This window comes from Tessaracoccus pujii (genome assembly GCF_054483895.1).
Genome location: NZ_CM137012.1, coordinates 1,106,213 through 1,128,157, shown reverse-complemented (window position 1 = coordinate 1,128,157; position 21,945 = coordinate 1,106,213). Strand labels below are relative to the sequence as shown.

At 66.3% G+C, this 21,945-nt stretch carries 22 protein-coding genes, 1 tRNA gene and 1 other RNA gene; 17 read left to right on the top strand and 7 right to left on the bottom strand.

Annotated elements, in window-relative coordinates:
- Window positions 1-7 precede the first annotated feature (7 nt).
- From ACX1D0_RS05495 to ACX1D0_RS05485, 3 genes are all read right to left on the bottom strand, one after another.
- Window positions 8-901, bottom strand: a complete 894-nt coding sequence (locus ACX1D0_RS05495; protein ID WP_459019876.1) for a hypothetical protein — start codon at window positions 899-901, stop codon at window positions 8-10.
- Between the two features lie 22 nt (window positions 902-923).
- Window positions 924-997, bottom strand: a tRNA-Val gene (locus ACX1D0_RS05490).
- Window positions 998-1,063: 66 nt separating this feature from the next.
- Window positions 1,064-1,519: a GatB/YqeY domain-containing protein gene (locus tag ACX1D0_RS05485; RefSeq protein ID WP_459019875.1), complete on the bottom strand. Its 456-nt coding sequence runs from the start codon at window positions 1,517-1,519 to the stop codon at window positions 1,064-1,066.
- A gap of 74 nt (window positions 1,520-1,593) precedes the next feature.
- Between ACX1D0_RS05485 and prfB the strand changes: the two genes are divergently transcribed.
- From prfB to ssrA, 7 genes are all read left to right on the top strand, one after another.
- Entirely contained in the window at window positions 1,594-2,706 is a 1,113-nt protein-coding gene (gene prfB, locus ACX1D0_RS05480) for a peptide chain release factor 2 (protein WP_459019874.1), read from the top strand.
- A 110-nt stretch (window positions 2,707-2,816) separates the two neighbouring features.
- A complete protein-coding gene (ftsE, locus tag ACX1D0_RS05475) occupies window positions 2,817-3,503 on the top strand; it encodes a cell division ATP-binding protein FtsE (protein WP_459019873.1) in 687 nt (228 codons plus the stop codon).
- Window positions 3,504-3,517: 14 nt separating this feature from the next.
- Window positions 3,518-4,420 carry a permease-like cell division protein FtsX gene (ftsX, locus tag ACX1D0_RS05470; protein WP_459019872.1) on the top strand — a complete coding sequence of 301 codons (903 nt, stop codon included), beginning with the start codon at window positions 3,518-3,520 and terminating at the stop codon, window positions 4,418-4,420.
- Window positions 4,421-4,484: 64 nt separating this feature from the next.
- Window positions 4,485-5,870 carry a M23 family metallopeptidase gene (locus ACX1D0_RS05465; RefSeq protein ID WP_459019871.1) on the top strand — a complete coding sequence of 462 codons (1,386 nt, stop codon included), beginning with the start codon at window positions 4,485-4,487 and terminating at the stop codon, window positions 5,868-5,870.
- Between the two features lie 19 nt (window positions 5,871-5,889).
- Window positions 5,890-6,372 (top strand): SsrA-binding protein SmpB, encoded by a 483-nt coding sequence (gene smpB / locus ACX1D0_RS05460; protein WP_459019870.1) that lies wholly within the window; start codon window positions 5,890-5,892, stop codon window positions 6,370-6,372.
- A 63-nt stretch (window positions 6,373-6,435) separates the two neighbouring features.
- Window positions 6,436-7,029 (top strand): DUF1707 domain-containing protein, encoded by a 594-nt coding sequence (locus ACX1D0_RS05455; protein WP_459019869.1) that lies wholly within the window; start codon window positions 6,436-6,438, stop codon window positions 7,027-7,029.
- A gap of 15 nt (window positions 7,030-7,044) precedes the next feature.
- Window positions 7,045-7,412: a transfer-messenger RNA gene (gene ssrA, locus ACX1D0_RS05450) on the top strand.
- A gap of 269 nt (window positions 7,413-7,681) precedes the next feature.
- Here the strand turns inward: ssrA and ACX1D0_RS05445 are convergent.
- Window positions 7,682-8,698, bottom strand: a complete 1,017-nt coding sequence (locus tag ACX1D0_RS05445) for a LacI family DNA-binding transcriptional regulator (RefSeq protein WP_459019868.1) — start codon at window positions 8,696-8,698, stop codon at window positions 7,682-7,684.
- Between the two features lie 14 nt (window positions 8,699-8,712).
- On the opposite strand from ACX1D0_RS05445, the gene ACX1D0_RS05440 reads away from it, so the two are divergent.
- The 6 genes from ACX1D0_RS05440 (at window position 8,713) to ACX1D0_RS05415 (ending at window position 16,278) form a co-directional block, all read left to right on the top strand.
- Window positions 8,713-9,912, top strand: coding sequence for a carbohydrate ABC transporter permease (locus ACX1D0_RS05440; RefSeq protein ID WP_459019867.1), 1,200 nt, complete (start codon window positions 8,713-8,715; stop codon window positions 9,910-9,912).
- Window positions 9,909-10,778: a carbohydrate ABC transporter permease gene (locus ACX1D0_RS05435; protein ID WP_459019866.1), complete on the top strand. Its 870-nt coding sequence runs from the start codon at window positions 9,909-9,911 to the stop codon at window positions 10,776-10,778. The genes ACX1D0_RS05440 and ACX1D0_RS05435 overlap by 4 nt, the downstream gene beginning before the upstream one ends.
- 42 nt (window positions 10,779-10,820) lie before the next feature.
- Entirely contained in the window at window positions 10,821-12,191 is a 1,371-nt protein-coding gene (locus ACX1D0_RS05430; protein WP_459019865.1) for a type 2 periplasmic-binding domain-containing protein, read from the top strand.
- A 32-nt stretch (window positions 12,192-12,223) separates the two neighbouring features.
- Window positions 12,224-14,896, top strand: coding sequence for a glycoside hydrolase family 2 protein (locus ACX1D0_RS05425; RefSeq protein ID WP_459019864.1), 2,673 nt, complete (start codon window positions 12,224-12,226; stop codon window positions 14,894-14,896).
- 221 nt (window positions 14,897-15,117) lie between these two features.
- Window positions 15,118-15,630 carry a DinB family protein gene (locus ACX1D0_RS05420; protein WP_459019863.1) on the top strand — a complete coding sequence of 171 codons (513 nt, stop codon included), beginning with the start codon at window positions 15,118-15,120 and terminating at the stop codon, window positions 15,628-15,630.
- A gap of 42 nt (window positions 15,631-15,672) precedes the next feature.
- A complete protein-coding gene (locus ACX1D0_RS05415; protein WP_459019862.1) occupies window positions 15,673-16,278 on the top strand; it encodes a dihydrofolate reductase family protein in 606 nt (201 codons plus the stop codon).
- Between the two features lie 63 nt (window positions 16,279-16,341).
- Here the strand turns inward: ACX1D0_RS05415 and ACX1D0_RS05410 are convergent, their stop codons facing one another.
- The 3 genes from ACX1D0_RS05410 to ACX1D0_RS05400 all read right to left on the bottom strand — a co-directional run bounded on the left by ACX1D0_RS05410 (window position 16,342) and on the right by ACX1D0_RS05400 (window position 18,316).
- On the bottom strand, window positions 16,342-16,959 hold the full coding sequence (locus tag ACX1D0_RS05410) for a M23 family metallopeptidase (protein ID WP_459019861.1): 618 nt from the start codon (window positions 16,957-16,959) through the stop codon (window positions 16,342-16,344).
- A 93-nt stretch (window positions 16,960-17,052) separates the two neighbouring features.
- The gene (locus tag ACX1D0_RS05405; RefSeq protein ID WP_459019860.1) at window positions 17,053-17,511 is read right to left on the bottom strand and encodes a P-loop nucleotide/nucleoside kinase family protein; all 459 of its coding nucleotides are present in this window, start codon (window positions 17,509-17,511) and stop codon (window positions 17,053-17,055) included.
- Between the two features lie 103 nt (window positions 17,512-17,614).
- Window positions 17,615-18,316 (bottom strand): hypothetical protein, encoded by a 702-nt coding sequence (locus tag ACX1D0_RS05400; protein ID WP_459019859.1) that lies wholly within the window; start codon window positions 18,314-18,316, stop codon window positions 17,615-17,617.
- A gap of 192 nt (window positions 18,317-18,508) precedes the next feature.
- On the opposite strand from ACX1D0_RS05400, the gene ACX1D0_RS05395 reads away from it, so the two are divergent.
- The 4 genes from ACX1D0_RS05395 to mtrA all read left to right on the top strand — a co-directional run bounded on the left by ACX1D0_RS05395 (window position 18,509) and on the right by mtrA (window position 21,862).
- On the top strand, window positions 18,509-19,153 hold the full coding sequence (locus ACX1D0_RS05395) for a response regulator transcription factor (protein ID WP_459019858.1): 645 nt from the start codon (window positions 18,509-18,511) through the stop codon (window positions 19,151-19,153).
- Between the two features lie 94 nt (window positions 19,154-19,247).
- Window positions 19,248-20,447, top strand: a complete 1,200-nt coding sequence (locus ACX1D0_RS05390) for a sensor histidine kinase (protein WP_459019857.1) — start codon at window positions 19,248-19,250, stop codon at window positions 20,445-20,447.
- Window positions 20,448-20,550: 103 nt separating this feature from the next.
- Window positions 20,551-21,111, top strand: coding sequence for a YqgE/AlgH family protein (locus ACX1D0_RS05385; RefSeq protein WP_459020392.1), 561 nt, complete (start codon window positions 20,551-20,553; stop codon window positions 21,109-21,111).
- Window positions 21,112-21,160: 49 nt separating this feature from the next.
- Window positions 21,161-21,862 (top strand): MtrAB system response regulator MtrA, encoded by a 702-nt coding sequence (mtrA, locus tag ACX1D0_RS05380; protein WP_459019856.1) that lies wholly within the window; start codon window positions 21,161-21,163, stop codon window positions 21,860-21,862.
- Window positions 21,863-21,945 lie beyond the last annotated feature (83 nt).

The window sequence follows — 21,945 nt, the reverse complement described above, 5'->3', positions numbered from 1 at the left end:
TAGTCGGCTAACACGAGCCGATCAGTACACCGAAGCTCCGGGCCGCCGCGCACTCCATGGCCGTGAGCTGGGCGAGTGCGGGAGAGTCGGGAGCCAGGCTGGTGGCGACGGTGTCGCGGAACAGCAGCGACTGGCTGTCGGAGTCCCGCCGGATGAGGGTGAACTCCACCTTGGCGGCCACGCCGTCTGCCGTCCGGGTTCCGGTGAAGGCGCAGGAGACCGCGGCCGCGGCGCCGGTGAGGGGCACGTCGATGACGACGGACTCGGCGACACCGCCGAATCCCTCCTGCTGATCCGTGACGAGGTCCCTGCACGCCTGGTCCAGCTCCCCCTCGACGCTGGTCAGGGTGACCGCCTGAACCCGCGTGTCCGTGGCGGGATCGCGGAGGCGCACGAGCCGGCGTGAATCCTGGACCAGTTCGTCGGCGTAGATCTCCCAACCCGCGGGAACGGTCACGGTGGCATCGCCGAGATCGATCACCTCCGGCGAGGGCGTCGGTGCGGACGTGGGCCGCGGCGACGTCGAGCCGGCGTCCGACGCCGTGGGGGAGGGCGCCGCAGAACTCGCCGACGGTGCGGGGCTGGTTGACCCTGATGCGTACGCGGAGCCCGACGCGCCCGGAGAGGGTGCCGGGTCAGTCGTCGTGGGTGCGGTGGTGAGGTCCCTCTGGCCGAACGCGAGAAACATGACCGCCACGGCGACCGACAGCGCCACGCCGAGGGTGATCAGCCAGGTCCAGGCGCGACGGGTGCCGTCGTCCGTCGCGGGTGCGGGCATCGCGCGACGGGCGCCACGGGATGGCTGGGGTTCCGGGGCCGACACGGCCGCGACACGCTGTGCGGGACGGCCGGCACCATCGTCGTCGGGGGAGGGGGGCAGGAAGCGGCGGCCCTCGGACATGTCGCCTCCTCCCGCGAAACGGTGGGCGCAGAGGGACTCGAACCCCCGACTCCCTGCTTGTAAGGCAGGTGCTCTAACCAACTGAGCTATGCGCCCGTCATGACCCAACCCTAACCAATGCGGCCACGGCCGGGCCACTCACGCCATTGCGACCACCGCCGGTCAGGCCAATCGTGACCGGACGAGCGCTGCGATCACCTTGCCCTCCGCCCGCCCCTCGGCGCGCGCCGTCACGGCCCTGACCAAGCCGCCCATCGTCTTCATCGTGGGGGGCTCGGCCAGCTTGCCGATCTCCTCGTCGACCAGTCCCACCAGCTCGTCCTCGGTGAGGGGGGAGGGGAGATAGTGCGAGATGAACTCCGCCTCCGCGTTCTCCTTGTCCGCGAGGTCCGCCCGGCCCGCGTCCGCGTAGGTGGCCGCCGACTCCCGGCGTTTGCGCATCTCCTTGGTGATGACGGCCAGTTCCTCGGCGTCGCTCAGCGTGCGCGCCGTGCTGCCGGCCACCTCCTCGACGGTGATGGCAGCCATCATCATCCGGATGTTGGTCTTGGCCACCTCGTCCCTGGCGCGCAGTGCGGCCGCCAGATCCGTCTTCAGCCGGTCCTTCGTCCCTGCCATCAGGCACCTCTTCTCTGTCGAGGCTCCATTGTGGCAGGGCGACGGTGGTGCAACTGCAGGTAGGATTGTCGATTGTGGCTCACGATGATCTCTCCCAGCGCATCTCAGAACTCGCTCGCTCCCTGTCGTCCATCGAGGCGGTGGCAGATGTCGAGACGCTCCGCTCCGAGATCGTCTCGCTCGAAGAGCAGGTGGCCGCGCCCGATCTGTGGGACGACCAGGACAACGCGCAGCGCGTGACCTCCCAGTTGTCGGCCAAGCAGGGCGAGGTCGACAAGTTGATCAGGCTTCGCAGCCGTCTCGACGATGCCGAGATGATGATGCAGCTGGCCGATGAGGAGGGCGACGCCGACGCGCGTGCCGAGGTGGTCAACGACCTCGTCAAGCTCTCGCGGGACATCGAGGCCCTGGAGGTCCGCACCCTGCTCTCCGGCGACTACGATCCCCGAGATGCCCTGATCACGATCAGGGCCGAGGCCGGCGGTGTGGATGCCGCCGATTTCGCCGAGATGCTGATGCGCATGTATCTGCGGTGGGCGGACCGTCACGGGTACCCGGTCGAGATCTACGACACGTCCTACGCGGAGGAGGCCGGCCTCAAGTCCGCGACCTTCGCGGTGAAGGCACCCTTCGCCTACGGCACGCTGTCGGTGGAGCAGGGCACGCACAGGCTGGTGCGCATCTCCCCGTTCGACAACCAGGGGCGTCGGCAGACCTCGTTCGCGGGTGTCGAGGTCCTCCCAGTCACGGAGGAGACCGACCACATCGAGATCCCGGAGGCCGATCTCCGCATCGACGTGTTCCGGTCCTCCGGCCCCGGGGGACAGTCGGTCAACACGACGGACTCCGCGGTGCGCATCACGCACCTTCCCACGGGCATCGTGGTGAGCTGCCAGAACGAGAAGTCGCAGCTGCAGAACAAGGCGGCCGCGCTCCGGGTTCTCCAGTCGCGGCTGCTCGAGCGGATCCGCCAGGATCGGGAGAAGGAACTCAACGCCCTCAAGAGCGACGGCGGGAACTCCTGGGGCGCGCAGATGCGCTCCTACGTCCTGAATCCTTACCAGATGGTCAAGGACCTGCGGACTGAGCACGAGGTGGGCAACCCGGACGCGGTGTTCGACGGGGACATCGACGGTTTCATCGACGCCGGCATCCGGTGGCGCAAGCAGAGCGAGATGCAGTCCTGATCCAAGCGCCCGCGCACTGCGTGTTGCATTAGGCAAGCGTTGAGTGGTGATCTAGACTCGCGTTTCAACTGAGAGTTTCTCAGGATCTTCCCCAACCGTCGGAGTGCCGCGTGATCACGTTCGAGGACGTCACCAAGTTCTACCCTGGCCAGGAGCGCGCTGCCCTGCGAAACATCAACCTCGAGATCGGTCGCGGCGAGTTCGTGTTCCTGGTGGGGCAGTCGGGGTCAGGGAAGACGACGTTCATCCGGTTGATCCTGCGCGAGTACCGGCCCACGAAGGGCACGCTCTACGTGGCGGGGAAGAACCTCAGCACCATGAATCAGTGGAAGGTCCCGGCGCTGCGGCGCCAGATCGGGACGGTGTTCCAGGACTTCCGACTCCTCCCGGGCAAGACCGTGTACGAGAACGTGGCCTTCGCTCTTCAGGTGATCGGGAAGCCGGCGAGGGAGATCCGGTCCATCGTGCCCGACACTCTGGAGCTCGTGGGTCTCGCCGGAAAGGCGGACCGCGCCTCGGAGGAACTCTCCGGCGGCGAGCAGCAGCGGGTGGCCATTGCGCGTGCCTTTGTGAACCGTCCCAAGATCCTCATCGCCGACGAGCCCACCGGCAACCTCGACCCGGAGACGTCGGTCGGCATCATGAAGCTGCTCGATCGCATCAACAAGGTCGACACCACTGTGATCATGGCCACCCACGACTCGACCATCGTCGACCAGATGCGCCGCCGCGTGCTCGAACTCCGTGACGGAGAGCTCGTGCGCGACCAGGCCAAGGGCATCTACGGGTCGGCGTAGGGACGGAGAGACACATGCGGCATTCCCTTCGCGAGACCTGGTCCGGTCTCCGACGAAACCTGGCGATGACCATTGCGGTCATCGTCACCATGGGCGTCTCGCTCGCCCTGCTCGGCGCCGGCCTGCTGACGTCCATGGAGGTCGACCTCGCCAAGCGCAGCCTGTACAACAAGATCGAGATCTCGGTGTTCCTGTGCACCGAGAACACGCAGGGCGGACGATGCGAGGCCGGCAAGGCCACCACCGAGGCGCAGCGGGAGCAGATCCGGCAGACGCTGGAGGCCAACCCGGAGGTCAGCGAGGTGGTCTACGAATCCAAGCAGGCCGCCTTCGAAGAGTTCCAGCGCGTGTTCAAGGACTCCCCGGTGGTCGCCTCCAGGACCGCCGAGGACATGCAGGACTCCTTCCGGATCAGGCTGGTCAACCCCGAGAACTACGCCGGGCTGGTCAGTGAGGCCAAGGGGCTTCAGGGCGTGCAGAACGTCCAGGACCTGCACACCGTGCTGGAGCCCATGTTCAAATGGCTCGGCGCGCTGCAATGGGGAACCATCACTATGAGTGCGCTGCTGCTTCTGGCCGCGTCGCTCCAGATCGCCAACACCATCCGGATGGCCGCCTTCACCCGCCGGCGGGAGATCGGCATCATGCGGCTCGTGGGTGCCTCGAACCTCTACATCCTGCTGCCCTTCCTGTTGGAGTCGCTCATCGCCGGCCTCATCGGCGTCCTGCTGGCTTCCGGTGCCCTCACCCTCGGGTACTGGGTGGTCATCGTGCAGAACGCCCAAACCTCAATCACCGCTTTACCGTGGATTGGCTGGGGAGACCTTGTCACTGCCATTCTGGCCATTGCGGCAGTGGGGATCGCCTTGTCGGTCATTCCCACGCTGTTGGCCACCAGAAAGTACCTGCGCATCTAGCAGCCCCAAAGGAGGGACCAGCGTGAACCGGGAACTTCCCCATGTCCCCCATGCTCGCCACCCAATGACGTCCAGGATCGCCCGCGGCATCGTCGCCGCGATCGCCGGCATCGCGCTCACCGCCTCGCTGGCTGTGCCATCGCCGGCGGACGAGCTCGATGACCGGCAGCGTGAGCTGCAGCAGCAGCTGGCCTCGCAGGCGGATGCCGTCGAGGACGCCAACGCGGATCTGGCCTCCGCGGTGGCCGCCCGTCAGTCCGCGCAGAGCCGCCTCGCCACCGCCGAGGCACAGCTCGCCAAGGCGGAGGCGGCCGAACGCGTGGCCGTCGCACTTGATCAGCAGCGCGCTGCCGAGCTGGAACAGGCGGAAAAGGACCTCGCCCGCGCTCAGGCGGATGTCGCGGCAGCGCTCGCCGCGCTGGACTCGGTCAACAGGCGCCTCGACGAGGAGATCCTGGTCACCACCCAGCAGAACCACGGACTGCTCAATCTGGCCCTGCTGTTCTCAGACGTGACGCTGTCCAACCTCAACCAGCGGGCGCAGCTGGCGGACACGTTGTTCGATTCATCGGCCAAGGAACTCGACGAACTCGAGATGCGTCGCCTCATGCTCGAGGACGCGCAGGCGGCCGCGGACGCGGCCGAGCAGGCGGCGACGCAGGCCAGGGCTGCGGCCGCCGAACAGTTGAAGGCCAGTGAGGCCGCGACGGCGTCAGCCGCCGACCTCCGGGTGCAGGTGGCCCAGCTCGTCGAGGAGTCGGCCGCGGCCGAGCGCGCGGCGGCTGGTCAGCTGGCCGCGGAGGAGGCCCGCCAATCCGCCCTCGCGGCCGAGAGCGCAGCGGTGGAGCAGCGCATCCAGCAGCGGATCGCGGCACAGAAGGCCGCGGCGGAGAAGGCGGCCCGGGAGAAGGCCGCCGCAGAAAAGGCCGCGGCAGAGAAGGCGGCCCGCGACGCCGCGGCCCGCCAGCAGGCCGCCTCCCGCAGCGCCGCCAAGTCGACGGCCCCCGCGCCGGCCAAGGCCCCGGCGAAGCCAGCCGCGACGTCCAGCGGTTCCGGTTTCATCTACCCCGTACCCGCGCGAATCACGTCCTCCTACGGCATGCGTCTGCATCCTGTGCTCGGATACTGGAAGCTGCACGACGGCACAGACTTCGGAGCGGCCTGCGGCACGCCCATCAGGGCGGCGGCCGCCGGTGTGGTCTCGGAGCGGTACTACAACGCCGGCTACGGAAATCGGCTGATGATCGATCATGGCCTCATCGACGGTGACTACGTCACCACCGGCTACAACCACGCGACGCGCTACGTCGTGGGCGTCGGTCAGCGCGTGTCGCGCGGGCAGCTCATCGGTTACGTCGGAGACAGCGGTTACTCCACCGGATGTCATCTCCACCTGATGGTGTGGCAGGACGGTTCGGTGGTCAATCCCATGACGAAGTGGTTCGGCTGAGGCGTGTCATACTGGGCGAATGCCCAGGGAGACCGGACGCAAGCTGATCGCGCAGAACAAGAAGGCCCGGCACGATTACCTCATCGGTGACGTGTTCGAGGCCGGCCTCGTGCTGACCGGCACCGAGGTCAAGACGTTGCGTGCCGGGCGCGCCACGCTCCTGGACGCGTACGCCACCGTCGACGACAACGGCGAGGCCTGGTTGATCAACGCCCACATCCCCGAGTACGAGTTCGGGACGTGGCGCAACCACTCGGCCCGCCGCACCCGCAAGCTGCTGCTGCACCGCAAGGAGATCGCCAAGATCTCCCGGCAGCTCGACGGCTCAGGTAAGACGCTGGTTCCCCTGGCCCTCTACTTCAATGACGGGTACGCCAAGGTGGAGATCGCCGTCGCGACCGGCAAGAAGGACTGGGACAAGCGCCAGGCGCTGGCGGAGCGCGACGCCAAGCGTGAGGCAGAACGGGCCCTGGCCTCCCGGAACCGCTACAACCGGGGCTGAACCGGGGTCCGATCAGGGATTCTCCCGGTGTGGCGGCGGTCCTCTTGGCGGCACACTTGACGCATGAGCGCTTTCCCGCAGCACCCCACCACCCACGTCACCGAGGCAGCGCGCGACCGCGCCGTCGCCCACCTCCAGGCGTGCTACGCGCAGGGGCAGCTCGACGAACGGGAGCTGGACCGCCGTCTCGATCAGGCCCTCGGAGCCAGGGACCGGGCGGAGCTCAACCGCTCGCTCGCTGGCCTGGCCCGGATCGCCCCGGCGCCGCTGCGCCCGGCAGCACCAGGGCAGCCGTCGCCGGTGGACAACGTGGGAGCAGGCCTCGTGCAGCTGTCAGGGCTGTTCACCTCCTTCGTCGGCCCCGCCGTCGTCAAGGCCGTGGCCACGCCGGGCTCGCGGGTGTGGTGGGAGGCGGCGAGGGCGCTCAGCCTGCAGGTGACCATGATGGTGGCAGGGTTCGCCGCCCTGGTGATCGGTCTGGTCCTCGGGTTCGAGGGCCTGATGGGCCTGGTGTGGTTGGCCTGGTTCGCCGCGACCCTCGCGGCAACGGTCAGGGCGTTCAACGGACAATCGGGCACTGGCCGGTTCGAGCGGGTCCTGCTGGCCAAGCCGACGGCGCCGCGCGGACAGTTGCCGCGCACGCGCTACAATGGGTGACGTACAACTCAACAGGGGGGTGACTGGTTTCGACTTGGGACGGTAGTTCCAGGGGAAGCGGGTCGAGGATCCATGCTTATCTCGTAAACGACGCATGGAAACCAATAAGTGCCGACAACAGTCAAGCACGCTTCGTTCTCGCTGCCTGATCAGCGACCGAAGGGTCAGCCCGGACGAGCCTTCGGTCCGGTTACTGGCCTCATCTAGAGGGCTTGCTGAACCACCTGTGTGTCAGGGGTGGTTCGGGACTTCACTGCCACTGGGCTCGTTTGCGACATGCTGACGTGAGTGCAAGAGCCGAGTAGAACGATCTGTCAGCTGCACCCGGAGAAGCCCTGGTTCATCTCTCGAGGACGCGGGTTCAATTCCCGCCACCTCCACCCCCTGGGGCCGTCAGTTCGCTGACGGCCCCTTTTTCCTTGTCAGAAGTGTTTACCCGATCGGCCCTCATCCCCGGCATCGGATTTGACCTGATCCCTGCGCAAGATGTCAGGCGCTAGTGAAGGTGGACGCATCCACTTTCTGAACAGTGGCTAACTAATGAGAATCGCGAGCTGTGATCTTCTCATTAGGAGGACGTTGAGAAGATGGTGGCCGATCTCGGAGTACCGGTGGTCACGACTCAGGCCGACCATGAGTCCCGCCGTCCGGGTCACGTGATGCTGGCTCGGCGTGAACTCTCTCGAATCACGAGCTTGTATGCCACCTCGTCGTCCATGGAGGCGTCCTCGTCGCCAGCGATGAGGTCGAGGAGCGTGCTGACGGCACCGCCTGCGATGGCTTCTTTGTCCGGGGCGATCGTGGTCAGGGATGGAACGGAATAGGCTGCCTCTTCAATGTTGTCGATGGAGGCGATGGCCACGTCTTGTGGGGTGTGTCGGCCGGCGTCGGCGAGGGCGCGAAGGGCGCCGAATGCGAGTAGGTCGGTGAAGCAGAAGATCGCGTCGAAACTCAGGCCGGAGGCGAGGGCCTGGCTCACGCCTGTGCGCCCAGCCTCCCGGCTGAACGAATCTGTGTAGATCATGAGTTGCTCATCGACGGCGATTCCGGCCTCGGCCATGGCTTCCCGGTAGCCCTCCAGCCGCTGGCTGGAGCTGCGGTAGTCCGCGTTGTGGTAGGCGCCGAGCGCGGCGATTCGGCGATTGCCTTGGTCGAGCAGGTGGCGGGTGACGTCTCTGGCGGCCGCGCGGTTGTCGATGGCCAGTGCCGGCCACTGTGAGTGGGAGATCTGTTCGCCGATGAGGATGGTCGGCACTTCGGGCGGGGTCGCGATGAGGTCGTCGTTGACCATGGTCATGGGGGAGAAGATGAGTCCGTCGACCATGTGTGCGGTGAAGTCCTGCAGCGCGCGCGTTTCGCCGGCGAGCGAGCCGCCGGTTTGGCGTGCCATCACGGTGTAGCCGTGTGTCTGCGCGGAGCGCTCCACCAGCTCGGACAGTTCAGCGAAGTAGGGCTGTGAGAGTTCGGGCACGGCGAAGCCGAGGATGTTGGTGCGGCCTTGGCGGAGCCTGCGGGCGGACAGGTTTGGGCGGTATCTCAGTTCCTTGATGGCTGCTTGGACGCGGGCGCGGGTTTCTGGTTTGACGTGCACATAGTCGTTGACGACGTTGGAGACGGTACGGGGGGACACGCCGGCGAGCTGGGCCACGTCGTGGATATTCGCAGTCATATTTTCCTCTGCACTTGACTTTTGCCACGTTGCAGGCGCAGACTATCACTAAAGTGTTTGCAACGTGGCAAAAAGGTGACTTGGAGGTGTGCATGTCGACGACGACAGCCGCGACAGCGGTCAGATCGGCCCCCGCAGGGCGGAAGCGACGGTCGGTCAAGGTTGGGTTGCGGCACGGGTTGGCGTTCACAGCGCCGTTCCTCGCGCTGTATCTGATCTTCGTGATCTACCCCGTCGTCCAGGCAGTACAGATGAGTTTCTTCGACTGGGACCTGCTGGGCTCGGCGCGGGACTTCATCGGCGTGGACAATTACGTGCGGATGCTCGGCGGGGTGAACATCGAGTGGTCGATGCTCCACCTGTTCTGGGCCCGGCTCGCACTGGTGCTCGCGGCGGTGATGCTGCTCATGGGGCCGATCCGGCGCAGGTCGCTCACCGTGTGGCGCGTGGTGGGAGTGCTAGGGATAGTGGCGTTGGCGGGCCTGCTGGGCTTCCATCCGGGGGAGGCCGGTTTCTGGAACGATCCGGTCTTCTGGACTGCGTTGAAGAACACGTTGTGGTTCACCGCCGTCTCGACACCGATCATCGCGATCCTGGGCCTGGTGATGGCTCTGGCGCTGCAGGGCAGGCGTCGGGGGTCGGCCTGGTATCAGGCCGCGTTCTTCCTGCCTTACATCCTGCCGGTGTCGGTGATCACGTTGATCTGGGCCTACTTCCTCTCGCCTAATCAGGGGCTCCTGCAACGACTGCTGGGTTATGTAGGGATCGACCCGTTGTCCTGGCTAGCGGATCCCGAGCTGGCGATGCCAGCGATCATCCTGACCACGGTGTGGTGGACCGTGGGTTTCAACCTGGTCCTCTTCACCGCCGGACTCCAGGATGTCGACAGGTCCCTGTACGAGGCTGCGTCGCTGGATGGGGCAGGGCCGTGGCGCAAGTTCGTGCACGTGACCCTGCCGGGTATCCGCCACGTCGTGCTGCTGGTGATGGTGATGCAAGCCATCGCGTCGTTCCAGGTCTTCGGGCAGGTCAACATCATGACCGGCGGCGGCCCGGGAACGTCCACCGAAGTGGTGATCCGGCATATCTACACAACCGGCTTCCGTGACTTCGATCTCGGCTACGCCTCGGCCATGTCGCTGTTCCTTTTCGTCGTGATGCTGATCGTGTCCGTCGTGCAAATGCGGTTCCTCGGAAAGGACGACACGCTGTGAGTACCTCAACCCTGACCCGAGAGTCCCGCCCCCGCGAGCGGAAGCGAATCTTCGGCACGGCCGCCTATCACGTGGCGATGGTGGTCGCCGTCCTGGTCTGGCTGATCCCGATGATTTGGATGGTGTCGCTGGCGCTCAGCGACAATGCAGCGCTGACCACGAACACGACGAGCCTGCTGCCCCTCGACTTCACCTTGGACAACCTGCTGGGAGTCTTTTCGGTCGGTCTGACCAGCCGCTGGTTCCTGAACAGCGCGGTGGTGTCGATCCTCACCACTCTCGCGACGGTGCTTCTGTGTGCCATGGCGGGCTATGCCTTCGCCCGGATCGACTTCCGCGGCAAGAAGATCATCTACGCCAGCGTCCTGGCCGGGCTGATGATCCCCAAGGAGGCGATGTTCATCCCCCTGTTCACGATGGTCGCGGACTGGCAGATGCACAACACCTATCAGGCGCTGGTGATGCCCCGCATCGCCGCCCCGCTCGGCGTTTTCCTGATGACCCAGTTCTACGCCAAGATCCCCTTGGAGGTCGAGGAGGCCGCTCGCGTGGATGGGGCCGGCCCATGGAAGACCTTCTTCCTCATCATGCTGCCGCTGGCGCGACCCGGGATGGTGTCGCTGGGCATTTTCACCTTCGTTCAGACGTGGAACGACTACCTCTGGCCTCTGGTGTCGGCGACGAAGGCGGAGATGTTCACCATCACCACCGGACTGGCCTCACTCCAGGGCAACTTCGCCCAAGCCACAGAACTCGGCAGCCTGATGGCCCGGGGCCTGATCGGCTCCCTACCCCTGCTCATCATCTTCATCGTCTTCCAGCGTCATCTGATCCGTGGGATCGGCATGACGTCCGGCGGCAAGTAACCAAACCCATCTCACCCCGCTTCACCGTAGAAGGAGAAACCCATGAAGAAGCGCGTCCTGTCCATCCTCCCGCTGGCCCTTAGCGCCGGACTCCTGTTGTCCGGGTGTGGTACCGGCACAGGCACCACACCCGACCCAGAGGCCGGCGACCTCACAGCGCAGATCAGTGCCGTGACCCCTGAGCAGCTCGACGGCACCACCATCACCATGTCGCGGATGTTCGGCGACTGTGAGGAAGCCACCTCGGGCGTCACCGATCCGTCGAAGGCGGGCTCGGAGTGTGAGGCCATCCAGATCCTCACCAACCAGTTCAACGCCGAGAACGAGTACGGCATCACCGTCGAGCGACTCGGCGGCGCGGATTGGAACTCGTACTACGACGCATTCAACGCCTCGGTCGCCGGCGGCGATCCCGCCGACATCGCCAATCTCCACGACTACGCGCTCGGTGACTACGCCAAGCGCGGTCAACTCCTCGGGTTTGATGCCACTGGCGCGGGAATCGACCTCGACGACGCTACGGAGCAGGCGCAAGCCAGCGTGCAGTGGGACGGCACGACTTACGCCGTCCCCTTCGACTCCCACGCCATCCTGGCCCACGTCAACACCGACGTCCTCGAAGAGGCCGGATACGTGGGCGCCGACGGCCGCCCCGTGATGCCGACCTCCCGCGAGGAACTGCTCGAGATGGGCAAGGCGGTCAAGGACAAGACGGGGAAGTACCTGATGTCGATGGGGGTCGCCAACGACGACATGGCCTGGCGTGTGTTCTACTCGCTGGTCGCCCAGCAGGACTCGGCGCTGATCACCGACGACGGCACGGCGCAGATCGACTCGGATGCCGCGAAGGAGGCGCTGGCCCTGATGAACGAGTTGATCGAGGCCGGATACATCCACACGGCCGCCGACTACTCGGGCTCGATCGATGAGTGGAAGAACGAGAAGTCCGCGATCCTGGTCAACGGCACCTGGGTGGTCAACGAGTACGCCGCCACGACCGAGTTCGGCTACGCGGTGACCGACTTCCCGACCATCTTCGACACCCCGGCCGTGTGGGCGTCCTCGCACATGTGGGTGCTGCCCACCCAGAGCGACAACGACCCGGTCAAGTACCGCGCAGCCCTGGAGTTCGCCAAGTTCCTCTACGACAACACCAACGTGTGGGCTATCGCCACTGGCCACATCGCCCCGCGGGTCTCTGTGATCGAATCGGAGGAGTACCAGTCGGCACCCAACCGCGAGTTCTACACCGAGACCGCGCTCAACAACATTCGCTTCGTGCCCCAGACGGAGAACTGGACCGCCATCAAGGAGCTCATCCACTCCCAGCTCGAAGAGGTCTGGTTCAACAACAAGGACATCGACGCGGCCCTGTCAGAAGGCCAGCAGCGCGTCGAGCAAGCCCTCAGCTGAGCACCGCACCCCGACGATAGAAGGAAGAAGCAATGTCGCGCGTCGCCCGACCCACCGTCAGCCTCGACGGGCCCTGGACCCTCGAGATCCTCGGCCACAACCTGCCCAAGCTGACCAGCGTGGTCCAGGTCCCTGGCCCATGGACCACCCAAGTCCCCGGGTACGGCGACTCGCACGACTCGGTCAGGTACAGCCGTCGATTCGTGGTGGAACCGGGCACGCGCGACACCTCCTTCCTTGTCTTCAACGGCGTTAACCATGAAGCCATCGTGTCACTCAACGGAGTGGTGGTGGGTCGCCACCGCGGCGCCTGGGAACCCTTCGAGTTCGACGTCGCCCACGTCCTTCAATCCGGCGAGAACCGGCTCACCGTTGAGGTGCGCTACCCACCCAGACTCGGGTCCGCCGAGGGCCCCGGACAGCTCGAGATCTCGCATGGCAAGCAGACCTGGTACGGCACCACAGCCGGGATCTGGCAATCCGTGCGCCTCGAACATCGACCCACCACCCACCTCCAGGACGTCAGGGTCGTCGCCGACGCAGGAAGTGCACGCATCCGGGTGACCGCGCAGGTGGCCGGCCCCTTCGATGGCGCCGCTGTCACCGTGGTCGTCGAACACGACGGCCATGAGGTGGCCCGCCGTGAGGTACCGGTCGCCGGCGAGGAGATCGACGTTGAGGTGGCCGTACCCGACGCCAAGCTGTGGGGGATCGGAGACCCCCAGCTGTACCAGGTCACGGCCCACCTGGAGCGAGACGGCGTTGCCGACAGCCAACAGCTCAGCACGGGTTTCCGGACCATCGAGGCACGCGACGGCGAGATCTACTTCAACGGGCACCGGCTCGAGCTGAGGGCGGTGCTTGACCAGGACTACCACCCGGGTTCTTCGACGATTCCCGCCAGCGTCGAGGAATGGGAAGCGTTCCTCATCCAGGCCAGGGACCTGGGGTTCAACATGTTGCGCGTCCATATCAAACGCCCCCACCCCAGCTACTACGACATCGCCGATCGGCTGGGCATGCTCGTCTGGACCGAGCTGCCCAGCTGGCTCACCTGGACCCCTGAGGGTGCCAGCGAGGGGGCGGACCTCCTCCACCGCCTCATCGCGCTGGATGGGCACCACCCGAGCATCGTGATCTGGACCGTGATCAACGAAGCCTGGGGACTCGACATGGCCAGCGCCAGGCAACGCGCCTGGCTCAACGACACCTTCCGCGCCGTCCGCGCCGCCACACCTGGATCCCTGATCGTGGACAACTCCGCCTGCTTCCCCAACTTCCACCTCGAGAGCGACCTCGACGACTACCACATCTACCGCGGCATCCCCGAGTCGCGACGCGAGTGGGACTCCATCCTCGACGAGTTCGCCTCCCGACCCGACTGGAGCTGGTCTCCCCACGGTGACGCCATCCGCAGCGGACGCGAGCCGCTCGTGCTGTCCGAATTCGGCAACTGGGGCCTACCCCACGTGCTCGACCAATACGAAGACGGCCATGAACCCTGGTGGTTCGCACTCGGCGCGGACTGGGCCTACGGCGCCGGCGAAGGAACTGGACTCGAGCAACGCTTCCACCGCCTGGGACTGGATCAGGTCTTCGGCTCCTGGGACAGGCTCGTCACGGCGCTGCAGAAGGCCCAGTCCATCTCGAACCGCTACCAGACCACCAGCATCCGGGCCAAACACTCCATCAGCGGATACGTTCTGACCGAACTCAGCGACGTCCAATGGGAGGCCAACGGCCTCTTCGACATGAACCGCACACCCAAACAGTTCACCGCCGAGTACGCGCTCTGCAACGGGCCGCGCGCGGTCGCGCTTCGCCCGCAACGCTACTCCCTGACCACCGGAGAACACATCCCCTGCACCGTCACAGTCACACCCGCCCGCACCGGCCAACCCCGAGGCCCGCAGGCTGGTGAGGTGCGCGTCACACTCGACGGCACCCTTCTGGCGGTCCTACCCGGCGACCCCATAGATTGGACCACCCACGACCTCGTCGTCACGGCACCCGCGCTGCCCGGTGCCTACACACTGATCGCCGAACTCTACGAGGACGACACTCTCATCGCCCGCGATGAGGCCGACCTCGTCGTCACCTCCGCAGCCGCCGAAGCGCATGACTGGCCCATGGTCGCAACAACAGATCCGGCGCTGGCGCTCTGGGCAGGCGCGTTGGGGCTGGAGACGATCGACGCGACGATGCTGGACCTGTCGTCCCCGACCCCTGGCGTGGTCTGGGCCACCAGGCTGTTCGACGACGACGCCCAGCGGTACGCGCGAAACGGCGGCAGGGTCCTCATCCTCGCCGAAGACCCGGAAGCGCTCGGAACAGGGTTCAAACTGCTCACCTTCGCCAGCCTCCGATCACGCTCCGGCGACGGCGACTGGGTACCCCGAACAGACTGGCTCGACCGGACCGGACCCTTCGCCGACATCCCCGGTGACACCATCCTCGGCATCGCGTTCGAAGACATCCTCGGCGATCTCGTCATCAGCGGCATACCCAACGCGATCCGCCCCGCAACCGTGGCTTCCGGCCTCTTCAACGGATGGCTGCAAGGATCCGCATCCACCACCGTGACCACACCATTCAGCCAAGGCCTCGTCACCATCACCACCTACAGGCTCCGCGACACCGTCGACACCGTGCCTATCTCAGCCCCCCTCGGCAGGGCCGTTCTACTCGCCGCATCAGGGGCTTGATGCGGCGGGGCTCGTGAACTCACACGGCGGCATGCCGAGCGCAGGTGCGGTCGCAGGCTGGCAGTGAGCTCGGGCGCGGGTGGGGCTCATGGGACTGACGTTTCTCATGCTGCCTGGCCTCGTGGCGTGCGGTGTCAACATCGACGATCTGGGTGAGGAGCAGGGCCACCGCGTGTTGAAGGTCAGTGGCTGCGAGGTTGCCCAATCCGTAGGCTGCCCTCATGTCCGACGTCACACGTCCAGCCCTGCCGCCGTCGTTCGATGTGTGCGAGGCCGACGAGCGAAGCATGTTACTCACCTTCCTCGACGAGCACCGCGCCGCTGCGGCCGCGACTCTGGATGGCCTCACCGAAGAGGAGGCTCGACAATCCCTGGTCACGTCCGCGACCACCGTCCTCGGCGTGGTGAAGCACCTCACCCTGGTGGAGACGATCTGGTTCACCGAACTGTTGACGGGGACCACGCGAGCGGATCTCGGGCTTCCGGCCACTCCCGTCGAGAGCTTCCACCTCGAACCCCGCGACTCGGTGGAGTCGATCCGTCGTGGTTACGACGAGGCTTGTCGGCGCTCCCGCAAAGCGATCGCGGGCCACGAACTGGACGAAGTGGTCACCGGCCACCGCTTCGGGCCCATGAGGCTGCGCTGGATTCTGCTGCACTGCATCCGCGAAACGGCACAGCACGTCGGGCACGCGGAGATTCTGCGCGAGCAGACGCTGGCCACACGAGACTGACGCGTGCGGCGCGGTTAGGTGGCCTAAGGAAGGGAGCGCACCATGGGAATTCTGGCGGTGGACCTGTTCATCACCCTCGACGGCGTCTACCAGGCACCAGGCGGTCCCGACGAGGATCGTTCCGGAGGCTTCGAGTACGGCGGCTGGCAAGCGCCGTACTTCGACGACGAGTCAGGCGCCATGATCGGGGCCGGCATCGACCGGCTGGACGCGCTGCTGCTCGGCCGTACGACGTATGACATCTTCGCAGGCTACTGGCCGAACCGCGGAGACAACCCGGTGGCGGTGAAGTTCAACGCGGTGCCTAAGTTCGTCGCCTCCCGCACTCTCACCAACGCGTCGTGGGCGGGTACCGCGGTGGTGTCGGACGTTGCGACCGAGGTTGCGGCTTTGAAGGGCCGCTTCAACGAGATTCACGTGATCGGCAGCGGGAACCTGGCGCGGAGCCTGTTCGCGGCAGATCTCGTCGACCGGCTCAATCTGTACCTGTACCCGGTCGTGTTCGGAACCGGCAAGCGATTGTTCGACGGCACGGTCCCTGCCGCGTTCCGTCTCGCTGAGCTGCCGGTCGCGTTCCCGAAGGGCGCCGTGTCGCTCGTCTACGAACGCGCCGGTGTGCCCGTTACGGGGATCGCCATCAACGGCTGACCCCCGGTGGCCCAGCTGAACGCGATCTTCCGAGCGCCCGCGGTCTTGCGCAGTCACCGAGGTTCACCGGGCGTCGACTACCTCGCCGTTCCGCGGAAGGCCGCCATAGAACGCGATGGGCACCGCGGTTGCACTCATCACGTCGACACTGCTGATTGCCTGCAGGTGGAGGTGCGGCTCGGTGCTGTTGCCCGTATTGCCGCAGCGTGCCAACGCCTGGCCCACCTCAACGTGTTGACCCAGTCCGACCCGGATGCTGTCTTGCTGGAGGTGGCACAACGCGACCACGGGGCCGCCGCTGGTCTTGATCATCACGTGGTTCCCGGCAAGGGCCGGCCAGCCAGCAGTTGCCCTGCGTGCTTGGGTGAGGGCGTAGCGGAGCGATGGCAAGCCTCGGAAGGCCGCATGGTCGGGTTCGGAGTCGTGGACGGCGACGATGATGCCGTCCACCGGGGCCAGGACGGGCCGCCCAAAGCCCGGGAAACGCGCCGCCGGTTCGGGGTACAGGAGCGAGGCGAACGTGATCGGCGTGCTGCGACCGGATTCGTCCACCGGGACGAAGTCGATCGCGAAGGACGAGGCGTACAGCGTCGTGCCGTGGCTTGGGACCCGGTTGGCGGGGCTGTTCTGCGTCAGCCACCGGCCGGTGAAGGGGTAGGCGAGGTCAAGGGTCGTTGGCACGGGGCGGCTCCAGTCTCACGGGCTCGACCATCCCATGGTGGACCGCGATCCGGTTCGCTGGACGCACCCACCTGCCGCAGACGGCGGTGACGCTCACCCGATGACCGCTAACGGTCCTTCTTCAGGAGTGGGGACCTGGAAGTGATCGAAGTACTCAGCTGCGATCGCGGGTGGAAGGACGAAATCATCGCCATGGGTCAGCGCTCTGGCCCGCACACGTTCCAGGCACGTGCCCCGATCTGTTGCGAGATAGAGCGTCTCGGGAATCACGCCGTAAGGCGCGAGCAGACGGCGCCAGTCGTCGCGCATGTCCCGTGACCAGAAGGAGAAGTCAAGGACGACATCACGGCCCTGGCCGACGAGTTTGAGGAGACGCGTGCGCAAGTCAGCGTCGATCACGGCCCGAACGGACTCGGGCAAGGGCATCCCGCGCACGCCGCGGTCCCAGGCCTCCTGATCGAAGGAGAGTCGTGCCATACCCGCCGCCTCCAACTGGCGGGCGACGGTGGACTTGCCGGACCCGGCCGGACCGCACATGAACACCACTCGCACAGTCCGAGTCTAGAACGAGGCGGGGTGGGCATGACGCGCGCGTTCATCAGCACCTGGGGCCATGTGCAGCCGCCTGGTCGGCGGTGTCACGTGTCGCCCGTAGCTAAGCGTGAACCGGCACGCGGGGTTTCGTCGACATGTCCTGCTCGGGCGGCGCGAACGCCACGCTCGGCGGCGTGCGGTACGCGTGCACGAATCCGGCGATCGCCAGTATCAACAGCAGCGCGGCGATGCCGAAGGCGAAGTTCGATGCGATCCGGGCAATGTCACCGAGTTGGCTGAAGCCGTAGGGGGTCAGCAGGGCGCCCTTCAGCATGGTCCCCTCGAACATCTTCTGGCGCACTGTCGTCACGTCGGCGAGCTTCTGCTCCAGGGCGGCTATGCCGGGGGCTTCCGCTTCCTTCGCCGCGGTGATCTCTGCCCTGATCTTTCCCAGCTCCGCGCCGAGCTCGCGGTAATTCATGCCGTCGACGTAGGCCACCTGGGTCATCCCGAGTCGGGTGGCCAGCCAGGTGAGGTGCCCACCTAGGTACTCGTTGGCGAAACACTCAGCCTGCTTCCCACTGGTGACGGCCTGGCCGGCATAGTCCAGCACGCACCCCGACCGGTCCTCCGTGAAGGCCGTTTCCTGTGCTACGAGGTCCGTGGCTGCCGGGAAGGTGACGCTCTGCGCCTCCAGCTGGTCGTGGACGTAGGTTTCGGAGAAGTCGGCGCGATTGGCCAGCACCAGACCGAGAATCAGCAGAAGACCGGCCATGGCGAGGAAGCCCCCGCTGACCATGAGATCCAATGTGCGTCTTTTCATGGAGACCACCCCTCCTGTTGAATGGTGATGGTGCCGTGGCCTGGCGCCGCGGCAACCTGGAGATTCCATGGTCGAGCACTCCGCCGGACCGGGGCAACGGCGGTTCCCGCCATCATCTGTGGAGGAAATGCGACAACAGGGATGGGTGGTTTTCCCCATCCCTGGGCCGAGAGTCGGCGTACCGTCAGGCGTATGGGACCGCTGAGCATCCGCGTTCTCCTTGTGGACGACCATGCTCTGCATCGCGAGGGCACGCGCCACATCCTCGAGGAGCACGACGACCTGGAGGTGGTCGGTGACGCCGAGACCGGTGAGGCGGCACTGGCACTCATCGCTCAGCTGAAACCCGACGTCGTAGTCCTCGATATCCGGCTACCCGGGATCAGTGGCATCGAGACGGCGCGAAGGGTCCGCGATCAGCACCCCGGCGTGCGGGTGCTCATGGTCTCGGCCTACGACGACGACGAGTATGTACGCGGCTCCTTCGAGGCGGGGGCGGTCGGGTACCTCAGCAAGTCCGCGCCCGGTCGTGAACTGGTCGAGGCGGTCCGGGCGGTCGCTGCGGGCGCCACGGTGCTTCGGTCAGCGCTGCTCCGGCCGTTGCTGACGCGCGATCAGGTCCAGCCCGGACGGCTCACAGCCCGCGAGTTGGCCGTGCTTCAATTGCTGGCCGAGGGACTACACAATAAGCAGGTGGCGATGCGGCTCGGCATCAGCGCGCGCACCGTCGAGCGCCACTGCGACAGCATCTATGTGAAGTTGGGCGTCGGTTCGCGGACTGAAGCCGTGGTCCGGGCCATCTCCGTCAAGCTGGTCAAGGTCGACGAACCCCGCTGATCCTGCCGCGACCACCACCGCTGGACGGCTGGCGGTCGGCCTGGTGCACCCGCCGGTGCGCGATCCGCGGTTCTGGATCGTTCAGGCCGGAATCTTGACCTGGGCGATCGTGCACGACGTGGTGCTCGTCCTCCTGCACTGGGACCATGTGGCGGGCGTCCCGTCGCCGACAACGTCGGTGCTCCTGCTCATTCCGGTGATGTACGCCGCTCTCAACTTCGGCGTTCGCGGGGGGATCGGCATTGCACTGTGGGCTACCGCCCTCGTGGTCCCGCACTGGTTCCTCAGTCCCCAGTTCAGCGCTGCCCATGTGTGGGTTGAGGTCGGGTACCTGGTGGTGCTTTACGCGGTCGCGGTGGTCGTGGGTCAGCGGGTGGAGCGGGAGCAGCGCGCTCGCCAGAACGCCGAGGCGGCACTCACGTCGGCACGTCGGGCCGAGGCTCGCTACTACACGCTGTTCGAGGACCAGCCCGCGCCCGTTCTGATCAGCGACCTCTCAGGGCGGCTGGTCGAGGCCAACACGGCGGCGAAGCGTCTGCTGGGCACGGTTGTACCAAGGGGAAATGTCGCCGAACTGCTCGGTGTGGACCTGGAGGTCCTGCTCCAAGGCAACCGGTCGTTCCTGACGCTCACCACTGGTGGCAACGGCGAGGTCCTGCTCATGCCCACGGCGCATCGGCTGGAGGACGCCGACGGTACGGCGATGGTGCAGATCGTTCTCACCGACATCACCGAGCAGCACCGGCGTCAGGAGGAGCAGCGCACCCTCGACGACCTGACCGAACGGACACCGCGGGCCGACGAGATGCGACGGCGCCTCGCTCAATCCGCCGTCGTGGCTGATGACGCCACCGTCTCACTCCGCAAGATCATCCAGGGACTGCGGCCGCCCGTCCTCGACGACCTCGCCCTCGTTTCGGCCCTGCGGCAACTTACCGAAGAGACGCGCTCACGCAGTGACGCCATCGTCAGACTCGAGGTCACCGGGGAAGCGGGGCGTCTGAACCCGGACCTGGAGCTCGCCGCCTATCGCATCGCGCAGGAGGCCCTGAACAACGTCGTCCGGCACGCGCACGCCAAGCATGCGACCGTGAGCCTGTGCTTCGCGGACGAGAGCCTTCGTCTCACAGTCTCCGACGACGGGCGAGGAATCGCCTCGACGGGGCCGCGGGCGGGCCCGCGGGTAGCCTGGGACTCATCGGCATGCGCGAGCGGGTCGACATGGCCGGGGGGACGTTCGCCATCGCCGCGCTGCGGCCGCACGGCACTCGGGTGCAGGCCATTATCCCGTTGAGTTCGGTGCGAGGGTCGCACCCCTGAGCTGTGGACCATGCACAACTCCGGCGATCAGCAGGCGGGCGCAAGGGCGTCATTGAGCCATTACAGTGGCCGGTGTGATGCACACTGGAGCGGTCGCCGTCGGACAGCTGCTGGTCGCCACGCAGCCGGGCCGCGGGGGCTACTTCGACCGTTCGGTCATCCTGCTGCTCGAGCACAACCCCGAAGGCACCCTCGGCGTGTGTCTGAACCTCCTCTCGGACCTGCCGGTCTCCAGCATCCAGGAGGGCTTTCGCGACCACATGAGCCCCCCCGTGCGCGTGTTCGAGGGCGGCCCAGTCAACCCGGATGTGGCCATCGCGCTCGGCGAGCCGGCGACTCCGGATTCACCGCCTCCGGGGTGGGAGCGGATCGTCGGAGACATCGGGGTGGTGGATCTCAACTTTCCCACCGAGTTGATGGACACGTCGTTCAGCCATCTCCGCCTGTTCGTGGGGCTGTCGGGGTGGGCGCCGGGCCAGCTCGAGAGCGAACTCATCCGCGGTTCCTGGTTCCGCACCCGGGCGCGCCCGGAGGACGTGTTCGGTCACCCCGAGGGACTCTGGCGGCGGGTACTGCGACGCATGGGAGGCACCGCGGGCCGCTGGTCCACCTGGACCGACGAACCCGGCCACAACTAGCACCGCGCTGTCGCGGCTACGATGGGGACGCGAACGCAAGGAGGCCGGTGTGAGCGACGCCAAGGGCAAAGCCCGCATTCTCGTCATCGATGACGACGCGGCGCTGTCCGAGATGCTGCAGATCGTGTTGAGGCAGGAAGGCTTCGACACGGTGCACTGCACCACAGGGGAGGCGGCTGTGCAGGAATTCCGGCACTCCCACCCCGATCTGGTCCTGTTGGACCTCATGCTCCCGGGTCGGGACGGCGTTGCGGTCTGCCGCGACATCCGCGCCGAATCGGGGGTGCCCATCATCATGCTGACCGCCAAGTCGGACACGGCGGACGTGGTGGGAGGCCTGGAGGCCGGGGCAGACGACTACGTCGCCAAGCCGTTCAAGTCCAAGGAACTCATCGCCCGCATCCGCACCAGGCTCCGGCGCACCAACGGCGACGCGGGCGACGATGCGCTCTCCATCGGGGATCTCACCATCTCGGTGTCGTCTCATGTGGTCCGACGCGGCGGCACGCACCTACCGCTCACGCCTCTCGAATTCGACCTGCTCCTCGCGCTCGCGAAGCGGCCCACGCACGTGTTCACCCGCGAGGCCCTGCTCGACGAGGTGTGGGGTTACCGCAACGCGGCGGACACCCGGCTCGTCAACGTGCACGTCCAGCGGCTGCGGGCCAAGGTGGAGAAGGACCCGGAGCGTCCCGAGATCGTCATCACCGTCAGGGGAATCGGGTACCGGGCCGGTGAATCGGCGGCGTAGGGCCCGGACGGGGGTGCGCCAGCTGTGGTGGAGCTCCCTCCCGCTGCGGGTCCTCATCTCCACGCTCGCCCTCTCGATCGTGC